The organism is Vibrio sp. SALL6, assembly GCF_002002385.1.
GTDB classification, from domain to species: domain Bacteria; phylum Pseudomonadota; class Gammaproteobacteria; order Enterobacterales; family Vibrionaceae; genus Vibrio; species Vibrio parahaemolyticus.
On record NZ_MQVK01000006.1, the window covers coordinates 260,056 to 271,568 of the forward strand.

The 11,513-nt window shown below is 46.0% G+C and carries 6 protein-coding genes; 5 read left to right on the plus strand and 1 reads right to left on the minus strand.

Features of this window, described 5'->3' with window-relative positions; all coding sequences use genetic code 11:
* The first annotated feature begins 217 nt into the window (after positions 1-217).
* From BIW15_RS03110 to BIW15_RS03120, 3 genes are all read left to right on the plus strand, one after another.
* Positions 218-724, plus strand: coding sequence for a hypothetical protein (locus BIW15_RS03110; protein WP_005500002.1), 507 nt, complete (start codon positions 218-220; stop codon positions 722-724).
* 121 nt (positions 725-845) lie between these two features.
* Complete coding sequence (locus BIW15_RS03115; RefSeq protein ID WP_077280556.1) at positions 846-2,456, plus strand: alpha-amylase family glycosyl hydrolase; 1,611 nt, start codon at positions 846-848, stop codon at positions 2,454-2,456.
* A 345-nt stretch (positions 2,457-2,801) separates the two neighbouring features.
* Positions 2,802-4,418, plus strand: coding sequence for an endonuclease (locus BIW15_RS03120; RefSeq protein ID WP_077280557.1), 1,617 nt, complete (start codon positions 2,802-2,804; stop codon positions 4,416-4,418).
* A 113-nt stretch (positions 4,419-4,531) separates the two neighbouring features.
* Here BIW15_RS03120 and pulA read toward each other — a convergent pair whose 3' ends face one another.
* Positions 4,532-8,521, minus strand: coding sequence for a pullulanase-type alpha-1,6-glucosidase (pulA, locus tag BIW15_RS03125; protein ID WP_077280558.1), 3,990 nt, complete (start codon positions 8,519-8,521; stop codon positions 4,532-4,534).
* 543 nt (positions 8,522-9,064) lie between these two features.
* Between pulA and BIW15_RS03130 the strand changes: the two genes are divergently transcribed.
* Together BIW15_RS03130 and BIW15_RS03135 are read left to right on the plus strand one after the other, a co-directional pair.
* The gene (locus BIW15_RS03130) at positions 9,065-10,261 is read left to right on the plus strand and encodes a tetratricopeptide repeat protein (RefSeq protein WP_077280559.1); all 1,197 of its coding nucleotides are present in this window, start codon (positions 9,065-9,067) and stop codon (positions 10,259-10,261) included.
* Between the two features lie 697 nt (positions 10,262-10,958).
* Positions 10,959-11,405 carry a helix-turn-helix transcriptional regulator gene (locus BIW15_RS03135; RefSeq protein WP_005458369.1) on the plus strand — a complete coding sequence of 149 codons (447 nt, stop codon included), beginning with the start codon at positions 10,959-10,961 and terminating at the stop codon, positions 11,403-11,405.
* The last annotated feature ends 108 nt before the right edge of the window (positions 11,406-11,513 follow it).

Below are 11,513 nucleotides of genomic sequence, written 5' to 3' on the forward strand. Positions count from 1 at the left end.
TTTTATTGCTTTGTTTTTTATATTGGTTAGATCAATAATTAATGACAGTTCCTAACTTATATTTTTAGCTTAGGAAATAAATAAAACTCTCGAAGTGATTTAAATTCTCAAGCCGACGATATTTAGCGTTCGATATTCCCATTTTAATAACGATTAATATTTATTTTAGTCGTTGAGTTTATTTTGCTTTGGATATACTAAAAAGGAATTACGTGAAATGAACATGATGAAGACCTCTCTTGCTGCTGCCCTACTTGTTGCCTTAGTAGGTTGTCAATCGACGGCAGAACCTGAAGCGGCCGCAGAGCCAGTTGTTAATATGTCTCAAGACGAAGTGGTTGCTTTCATGAAAGCGTGTGACAACCCAGATAGCACGGCGAAAGGACCAATTTCTAAACCACTATTTGTGGTGGGTACGTTTGCGGATTCCGATTGGAAACACGTGCCTCAGCGTCAATACACTTACAAAGGGAATAACTTCTACCAAGCGGTGGTTCAAGAAAAAGTAGGCTCCTACAAAATGCAGTATGCGACCGAGTTGTGGTTCCCACAATTTACTGCAAAAGGAAATAGAATGAATGTTGGTGAATTAACACCATTAACGTTTGGTGGTTACGGTACTGATACGGTTGTGGATATTAAAGAAGATGGTAAATATGTCTGGAGCCTTCAGTTTGAAGGAAAAGGCAAACCTGTTCATGTCATGGTAAATAAGTGCCAATAATATTCCATTCAGTTATTTAAAATTTGTTTTTTATTTATTAACCCCTACATGGAAAACATGTTGGGGTTAATTTTATTACTCAAATGTTTGTAGGTTATTTGAGTAAATTAGGGAGAGTAAAATGCGTAATGTTCTACGTAACCATCGCCTGTATCGATCGTTGCTTGCGTTAAGTGTGATGGGTGCTTTATCTGCGTGTAATTCTTCTGGTGGCGACAGTAATAGCAGCACGCCGCTACCGGATACGAGTTATGCTTGCCAAGCCAATGTCATGACGCAAAGTAACCAACTTCGTACTTATCAAATCATGGTAGAGAGTTTTGTTGATGGTGATGCAAGCATTGGTCACGGTACAGGTTATGGTACCAGCCATCACAATGGTGATTTGCAAGGGGTGATTGATTCACTCGATTACATCCAAGACTTAGGGATGAATGCGATTTGGTTGACGCCAGTTTTTGAGTCAGAAGCGATAGCAGGACAAGATCATTGGTCGGATCGTTTGGACGCCACCGGCTATTTTGCGACAGATTACTTTAAAATCGACCCCAAATTTGGTGACTTAGCGACCGCGAAAACTTTAGTCGAAGAAGCACACAAACGCGGTTTGTACGTATTTTTTGATGGCGTATTTGGCCACCATAAGAATGGTTTGATCAAACCCTCGCCTTCCGGCTTGTTGCCTTCAGGCTCAAGCAATCCCGTGGATTACCCAGCCAGTCTCGATTTCTACAAAGAGGTGGCGACGTATTGGATCAAAGAACTCAAGATTGACGGCTGGCGTTTAGATCAAGCCTATCAAGTTCCGACAGACGCTTGGACACAACTTCGTAAAGCCGTCGATGAAGCCTCACAAAGTGTGACGTACACCAATAGCAAAGGCGATCAAGTGAATCCGTTGGCTTACATGGTGGCAGAGATTTGGAAAGGGGAGTCTGAGATCGCGAATGAGGCGTATGGATCGAACAGCGATCCAGCATTGTGCTCTGCGTTTGACTTCCCTATGCGCTATCGCATCGTTGAAACTTTGGCTGTGAATGAGAGTGGCGTGGGTGGTCGCGGTGTGGATTGGCTAGACAACGGCTACAGCACACACAACCAATATCCAACACATGCGCAGCCGAATTTGATGATCGGCAACCACGATTTAGTGCGCTTTGGTGACTTGTTGCAGCGCGGAAACTTGGCGGATGTGAATGATGCAGAATATTGGTTACGCCATAAAGCCGCGTTTGCTTTCCAAGCTGCGTACACTGGGCCAATCACGTTGTATTACGGCGATGAAATCGGGGATCAAGTGGATGGTTTTGCCGCAAAAGAAGACAACAACACCTGTGCTATTCAAGGTTTGTGCGATGATCACGTTGCGCGCAGCAGTGCGAAAATTGAAGGCGTGACGGCGACGCTTGATGCAAACCAAGCCGATCTCAAAGCTTATGTGACATCGCTGATGACAATGCGCGATGCGCATCCCGCTCTTTATCAAGGGTCACGCACGAATTTAGTTGCGAGCAACGGCAGTTATGTGGACTTGAAACAATCTGGTTCAGACAAAGTCTTGTTTGCGTTAAATACCTTAGAGAGCGCGAGAACCGTCATTCTTGCTCAGGAGAGTGTTGGCACAGGTGAGCTGGTGGATTTACTCACGAATGAAAAAATTGCTCCGAGCAATGGTCAATATCAACTTCCGATGTCGCCATTACAAGGGCGATTCTTTGCGGTAACTCCCTAAGGAATCATCCAGCATTGCCGCTCATCGGTTGAGCTGCACAGAACTTTTCTAATACACAAGCCAAGTGTTGTTGCTGACCCCCATAGGTGCACACTTGGCTTTTTTCGCTCTACTTCTCTCCTTTCTTCTCAACTTCTCAATGGTTTTTACCAAAGTGCGGATAACTGGCTACCTCGCGTTTTGCACTGGTATTTTGCTGTTAATCCGTACGATATTTGTGAGATAAGCTGCACATTAAAAAGCAAATTAACACTCGTGCAACGTAAAAGTGTGACTTATGGGTTATTTATGCCTAACTAATATGTTTATCGTGTGTGGGATTTACATAACTAATGGAAAAGTATAATGAAATCCATCACAGCTCCTCTTTGTCTCCTTGCTGCCGTTAGCTCTCCGCTCGCGTATAGCCAAATTCTTAATGGTGACTTTGAACAGTGGAATGGCAATGCACCTACGCAGTGGTCAGTGATTGACGCTGGCATCGCGGTGTCGCCAAGCAGCGAACAAATCAAATCGGGCGGCTTGGCTGCTCAAGTCGTCGTGAACACGGGTACCCAGAGCAACACCGACTTTTTGCAAACCATTAATGTGGAGCAAGGGAAAACCTATCCGTTCTCTGTCTCGGTGTATCACACTGAAGGGCATGTAAAAGCTCGATTGGTGGCAGACGGTTATCACGGCTACTCCAATCCGCAGCAAACGAATCAGTGGCAAGAACTCACACTCAATTACACCGCGACGACCACGAAAACCATCGATGTGGGATTACGTTTTTATGATGAAGCGGGCTTTGACGGCTCAGAAGTGGTTTATGTCGATAACTTCCAACCGACCGAGACAAGCACGCAGCCTCCCGTAGAGAGCTGTAGTGATCACCAAGTGGTCTTGACTCTCACGACCGACAACTACGGCTCTGAAACGAGTTGGACGCTGAAAAACAGCCAAGCCGAAGTACTGTTCTCTGGTCAGGGTTATGAGTCGGCAACCACCGTTGAAAAAAGCATGTGTTTAGCCGACGGGGACTACCAGCTCACCATTCAAGATGAGTATGGTGACGGCATTTGTTGTGGAAGTGGCGCGGGTTCGTACACGTTGATGGAAGGAGCCAAGACTCTTGCTTCTGGCGCTGAGTTCGCCAAAAGCGAAACCACTGATTTTACGTTAGGTGACACCACTACGACTCCACCAGTGGTTGATGGGTATTATCAAGCCGCGTCTGGCAAGACAGGCTACGCACTCAAAACGGCGTTGTTTAACATCATCAATAATCACTCCAGCCGTGGCTATTCAGCGATTTGGACTTTGGTTAAAGACGCAGATTTGGACAACTACTACGAGAAAGACGGCTCCATTCTTGATATGTATTCAGAGAAGCCTGCGGGCAACGACACAGTGAGTTTCACGAAAGTAACCGACCAATGCGGTCAATACAGTCAAGAAGGGGATTGCTACAACCGTGAACACTCGTTCCCAAAAAGCTGGTTTGGTGGCAAAGTTGAACCGATGAACTCAGACGGTCACCATTTGTTTGCCACCGATGGTTATGTAAACGCCAAACGTAGCAACTGGCCATTTGGCGAAGTGGGCACCTCGACTTATGTTTCCAGCAATGGTTCTAAGCTAGGTCAAGCGAGCACAGCACTGGGTTATTCAGGCACCGTGTTTGAGCCGATTGATGAGTTTAAAGGCGATTTTGCGCGCGCGTATTTTTACATGGCAACCCGTTACGAGAACGTGATTGGCAATTGGGAGAACAACACGAGCAACTCTGACGCGGTGTTGGATGGCACCAGTACGAACGTATTTGAACCTTGGATGCTAAACATGCTGAAACGTTGGCACAAAAATGATCCTGTTAGCGCGAAAGAAATCCGTCGCAATGACTTGGTGTTTGAGTTCCAAGGGAACCGCAACCCGTTTATCGATCATCCTGAATTTGTTGAGCAAATTTGGGGGAACTAACGCGCAATTGGTTTCAACATTGCGAGTCAATCTCACGGCGAACCATTGAGAATAAGAAAGGGGAAGCATAATGCTTCCCCTTGTATTTACGGATGTTGTGAAAACTGGAGAACTCAGTTCTTCGTGACGGTTACGATTGGCGCTGACTTGTCAGCCGCATTGAAGTGGAAGTTGTAATTTCCTGCTTCTGCAATCGCAATTTTTAGGTTTGCGCTACCGCCACCGACTTCCATCGTCAGTGCTTTACCAAGCTCAACACTGCCTTCGCCGCCGAAGTTGGTGTCTGCTGCCCAGTCTGCACTTGCAATCTTCATCTCGTAGCTACCCGCAGCTAGGTCAATGTCTAGCGAGTAAACATCATTGGCGACGTAGCTGAACTTCGCTGCTGAATCTTGCGCCGGAGTGTCCCAACTTGTGATGGTGCCACGTAGGTACAGTGCTGTTTCACCAAACGTTGGTGCATCCGCAGATTTGGTTACGGAAACCACAGGTTTTTCCACTTTCTCATCTTGAACGTATAGCGCGTTCAGTGTGAAGTTGTACTTGCCTGTTTCTGCGACGGTGAGTTTACAGTTTTCGTCTGCACCTAGCTCCAGAGAGCCGCTGCCCACTGTTGCCACAGAACAACCGATGTTCGGATTTGCCCAACCTGTGTCTGCAAATTTGAACTCGTGGCTGCCTGCTTCAAGTACGCCTGTTACTGAGTACATGCCGTTGCCAATGAAAGTCATTGCCCAGTCGCTGTTGTCTGACCAATTGTTCATTGTGCCTTTCACGTAAACCACGGTTTCACCGAAAGGAGGAATGCTCGATACGTCTTTGTTGTCCGTATTGACTGGCAGACCCACACCTTGCGCGCCGTCTTGTGGCTGTACGAATACCGCAGTAGTCAGTGCTGGCACAGTGAAGGTTTCATTTGCGAAGCTTGCGCCTTTCACGATGTCATCTGCAGAGTTTTGTTGAACTTCATGCAGCTCGAAACCTGTCGCGCCTTTCACGACAAATGATTTCTCTGTTGATGTTGAGTTCACCACAGCAACGATCGCATCGTATTTCGAATCCAAATCGGCACCAGCTGATTTACCATCGTCGATAGACATAACGATCAAGCCTTCCACTTGGTCTTTACCAACGTTGCGGAAGTCAACACGGTTCATGACTTCTTGAGCGGTATCTAAGCGGAACAGTTCACTTGAACTACGGATTTTTAGTAGTTCTAGGAATTGTTGTTTGGTTAGCTCAATATCGGTTGTATCTGGCTTCGCTGTCGTATCAGAAACGATCTTCTTGATCAGCTCCCAGTTTGCGCCGTCTTTGTCTTCACGAGGCAGACCTACGTTCCAGTTGTTGTCACTGCCGTCAAAGAAGACGCGGTTGAACCAGTCACCAGAATCGTAAGAGTCGCGCTGCATCGATTTAGAACGCAGAAGCTCAGAACCCATGTGGATGAATGGGATACCTTGGCCAAGCATTACTGTTGATAGCGAGACAGATTGCATGCGCGCACGATCTGCAGAAGGAGTCGCAGTCGCAATCTTGTACGCGTTGTTATCCCACAGTGTTTGGTTATCGTGCTTAGACACGTACGAGATGTTTTCTGATGGCACTTTTGTGTAGCCTGCTGGCGCACCATTGTAATCAACGTTCTTACCTAGTTTTGTGTCGCCTTTGTAGTCTAGAAGAACGAAGTCAGCCAAGTTACCCGCCATGCCTAGACGAACCAAATCTTGGTTGTGTAGACGACCATTCACTGATTCTGCATCCACTTTGGTTTCTTCATTCGCGTAAGCCGCGTTACCAAAACCTTGGTTGAAGCGAAGTGGGTGCTTACCTTCTGAATCGACACCGCCATCAAATGGGCTGCCGCCACGAACAGCGTCACGCAGACGATCCGAGAACGTACCGATTTCAGTGCCAGCCATGTTTAGTTGAGTGGCTTGATCAAAACGAGCGTTGTTAGACACTTCACCGAAGTCCCAACCTTCACCGTAGAACAAGGTGTTCTCGTCAATCTTGCGGATTTGCTCAAGCGCGTAGACCATCACATCTTTTGGCTGGTGGCCCATCAAGTCGAAACGGAAACCGTCAACTTTGTAGTCGTCCGCCCACACTTTCAATGAGTCAACCATCAGTTTACCCATCATCAAGTTTTCTGTTGCAGTGTTGTCACAACAGGTTGAGTTTTCTACGCCGCCAGTGTTGACGTTAAGACGGTGGTAGTATCCTGGGACGATTTTATCTAGAACGGATTTGTCGTTAATGCCAGAGGCATTGGTGTGGTTGTACACCACGTCCATGATCAGCTTCAGCTTCATTTTGTGCGTTGCTTGCACCATTTCACGGAACTCAAGAATACGTTTTGAGCCGTTTGGATCGGTCGCGTAGCTGCCTTCTGGCACCGTGTAATGGAATGGGTCGTAACCCCAGTTGAAGCTGTCTAGCATGCGCAAATCGTTCATCAGTGCTTGCGCAGAACCGGTGGCTGGATCGTAGCTGTTCAGCACATCTTCAATCACTTTCGCGCCATCAACTTCGTCACAGACAGACGCTTCTGGTTTGATGCCACACAATTTACCTACGGTGTCAGTAATATCGACGCGGTTCGCCGCTTCTTCATCAACCGTAGCAATGTCGAACGCTGGCAGGATGTGAAGCGTTGTTAAACCTGCGTCTTTTAGTGCTTGCAAGTGAGAGACCGATTCGCGGTCTGCTTCTGTGAGTGCTAAGTACTTACCGTTGTATTCTTTGGTGCCTTTTGTATCGTTAAAGCTGAAGTCACGAAGGTGTGATTCGTACAGTACGTGGTCTTCATCTTTTTTAACGGTTGGGCGTTCGTAGTCGCTCCAGCCTTGTGGCATCAAGCTTGGATCATCCAAATCGATTACTTGAGAGTACATCGAATTTTTCGATAAGCTCAGAGAGTATGGATCGGTGACCAAGCGAGTTTCGATGACGCCCGTTGTTGGGTGGTAAACTTTAACTTGGTAACGGTAGTATTTGTTGACGACGTTGCTTTGCGCTTCAGAAACCCAGATACCAGTTGCTGAATCTTCTTTCATCGCAACGGTTGTTTCTTCTTTCAGATTCTCGTCATAGATGATCAGAGCAACGTCTTGCGCTGTTGGCGCCCAAAGTTTGAAGGTTGCTGCGCCGCCTTCCACAATCGCACCGAGTTCTTGGCTAATTGCGTCACCTGCCTTGGAATCGGCAAACACTGCATCCAAAACGCCCGGCTTTTGCACTTCAGTTGCAGAAATAACGTCGCCATTTGCGTTGTAAGCCACCATGACGATTTGTGATTTCAGAATCGTACGTAGGGTTGCATCGTCCACATCAATGCCAGCAGCTTGAAGGCTTGCAAGGTGGCGGAAACGAGATTTAAGACCGTCAGACAAATCGCCCGCTTTGGTCAGCTCAACAGCTGTACCGCCAGAGATTTGCTTGTCTTCATCCATTTGGATGTCGTTGGTCAAGCTGTAGAACAGCTTCATGGAATCAGCATTGGCTGCCGCTTCCCATGCGATAGTGTTGGCATCTAACCAATGCGCTTTTTGACCATCAATATCGACTGGACGTTCTTCGATTGGCTCGTAGTAAAGCTCGCTGCTGCCGTGGAAGCCAAATAGACCTTTAGAGTCGCCAATTTTGGTCAGCTCCACTTTTGAGTTCGAGCTACCGAAGGCTTTCTCATCGCCTTTGTGCAGAATGAAGTTCATACATTCGTGCGGATCAGACGCATCTGGGTTCACTTTCAGTACGTAGTAAGCGCCGTAGGTGTCGTTGATGCCGTCGAATGGACGCGGTGCAGACCAGTCCGTACCTGTGCCAGCAATGCCCATGGCTTCTAAGTCGGTGCTGGTACAGCCTTCGCCGTTCCACAAGTGCAGGCCCCAACCTTCGTAGTCGCTTGCCGTTGATGCGGATGCAATATCGCGCTTGTAGTAAATGACAACCTCGTTCTCTCCCGCAGGGTATAGGCCAGAGCCTGGGTTCGTGGTGTCGTCGCTTGTGCTATCGCTGCCACAACCGCTGATGACCGCGATGGAAATCAAAGGCAGTACGGTTTTGGCAATCGTTGATAATTTGAATGTTTTATTGTCCACGTTTACAAATCCATTGTTATTGAATTGATATAACGGACGTGCGGTATTTCGTGGCTCTAAAGCTCGAAGCGCTACACGCCCTATTTGGGGCAAGATGCCGAAAAGGAAATGTTCAACTAGATGCTAATACACTGAATCATCAGCAAAATGTGAGAGCAGGCTGTTAAGTTTTTTACAAGTAAAAATTTTCTGTCACAGTCGATTTTGTTCACAAAATAAATAATAAAACGGTCGCATAGTGAGATATTCCGCACACCATCAAAATGTAAATTTTTATAGGAGGAGTAAGGGGGGATGATAGGGGAGGAGAATATCTCAGCCCCAAAACTGTGATTAACTTCTATAAAAAATGGGGTGATATTTTGCCTTTAAAAATAAGTTACGCTGATATTGAATAAAATAACGCCAACAGACACTTAGAAGCTTCAGATTTTGCGGTAATGGTCGTTATATAATAAAGGCTGCCGATATTGGTCGGCATGTGATTTTCAAGACTCCCCGGTAGGGAGTTCATTTGGGCCCTGACTAAAAAAGAGGCTATCTATGAGTAGTATGGGCATTGCCATTGCGGCAACTGGCCTTTCACTCGTCCTGATATTTGTTTGGATGATCTCATTGTCGATGCGAAGGCAACGGCTGGAGACCGAGAGGAAAGCGCGTGAAGCTGCGTATCGTAAAGCGATGCAAAAGGCGCGCGAGCAAGAACGCAAAGAGCGTGAGTTTAAAGCAGAAACTGGCCACATCCCGACGATTTTGTTTTTAGCGAAAGAAGCTGAGCGGGACAACGTTCGACAAGCGCTGTATTGGTACGACAAAGCGGCGAAGTTGGATAACGTGACAGGCATGTACGGCATTGTGCGCCTTAGTGAGCGAATGCGAGAAGATGTGATCTTAAAAGAGCAGGCGAACTTTTGGCGAACTGCCATCGCGGGCATGGAAGGTGATATTGAAGCGAAGTTCACGACAGGTAAAGCACTGGTGTTTGGTCGAGGGGTAGAGAAGAACATCCCGAAAGGCCATCAACTCATCGAAACGGCGGCCGAAGAAGGTTGCATTGCTGCGATGCTTTACATGGGAGAGTGGCAGCTCTCGCCTGAAAATACTTCAGGCCATAAAGCCGATGCACTTTACTGGTTTATGAAAGCGGCAGAAAAAGACAGTGCAGAAGGAAAAATTCAAGTCGGCTTGTGTTATCTAAACGGCATTGGTGCAGACAAGAGCATGGTGAAAGGTTGCTATTGGCTGGAACGTGCTGCTGAGGGCGGCAGCGCAGAAGCGATGTACCATGCAGGCGAAGCATGGAAAGACAGAGGAAAAACAGGCAATGCGATTGCGTATGTTTGGTTGTTTCTTTCTGCCAATATGGGTTATCAACCAGCTCGCACCCTTCGCGATGAAGTGGCGGCGAACATCGGTGTGGATGTGGTGGTTGGACTTCAATCCATTGCGAAGCCTCTGCAAAGAAAGCTAGCATCTGGCATGGTGAAAAAGCACTCGATCATTCGTGCGCTGAACAAGGTGTACAAACGTGACGTATATTTCCCTGGCGAAGAAGAGCTTAACGAAGTGTTAAGTGACGAGCACAAATCTGGGGGGAATACGTGGGAGGAGACGACGGAGCTAAACTTCGAACCGGATATGACAACGGTCACAACAGAAGATCAATCAGCGAAACCACCTGAGCAGAAAACGCCTTCCAAAGATGTGCTCGATTTTACGCAGAATTTTTTACAACCTTAATCTTCGAAGAGCCTCAGTAATGAGGCTTTTTTATTGCCTGATAACAGCTACTGGCAAGCTCCTCTAGGCGATGCCACCCTCTCTCTTCCCATCCCTGTTTTTACAAGAATCTCTATATAGAGACGAGTACACCGTTTTTAAGACGTTTGCGTGTTTTCTCATCGCATCGAGTCCTGAATCACGATGTTCGCTTCTATATGTACTAACGCTGCAAACATGGCCAAGCGGTCATGGTTGAGTGTTGCGAAGATCTTAATTTATTCATTTGCATATTATTTATTCGATTTCTCAACAGATTTTGTACGTTTAGTTCAGACTTTCTAGTGAAACCTAAAAATGGAGGGGAATCCCCCCTGTTTCAGAGATGGTTATTAAGCTCAAATCAAACATTTCCAATATCTAATTAACTGGAATTGGAAATTAATTTCGTGGCTATAAATAAAAGGCTAAAAAATACACTCATTACTTTATCTAATAATATTAATTAAAATTTGTACCTCTAAATTTAAATTTATATTTTTGGTTTAAGGTTTGATTTGTTGATTTTATTCTTAATTAGGCGCAAGATAATAAGCAAATAAAAATAGCGCATACTATGCGTATAAAAACATTCGGAAGTAACTTTTTCATTACATGTTTCAACAGAAAATGGAGCATATTCCATTTGCTCTGTTTTATTTCTATTAGAGATTTGTGTATGTTGAGAATCATTAGTGCAGATAAGTTCATCTCTTCAAGGTTCATCTTGGAATACAGCAAAGCGGAGTTTGCGTCTTTGTTGGGAGTTTCCGTAGCTAAGATAACCAATATTGAAAGTGGCAAATCTTCGATTCCCCCGGTGTACGATTACGCCATCAATCATTTACTCAGTGAGCATCCGTTCAAGGAAAGCGCAGTGGAAGCCCTTTGCTCTCATGAGACTCTTAACTTTGCCCGACGCATAGATGTGAACTCTAAGGTGCAACGCTTGTCCTGTAAGCGTTGCGATAGCCGTAGACTGCACGTTATGGCAGGAATGAGCGGGCTGTACTTTGTCGAGTGCATGGATTGTAAGCATACCATGTACTCGTCTGGTATCGCGGTAAAACGCTATCAACAGTGGTCCAACAATGGCGTAAAGCTAGATAGTCATTTATTTAATTGAATTGTGTTTCCTTTGCACCTAAAGTAAAAAGCCATCAATACATGTGTTGATGGCTTTTTTATTATGTGTTTAAATTTAGTTAAAATTATAATATTTATTATCCCTAAT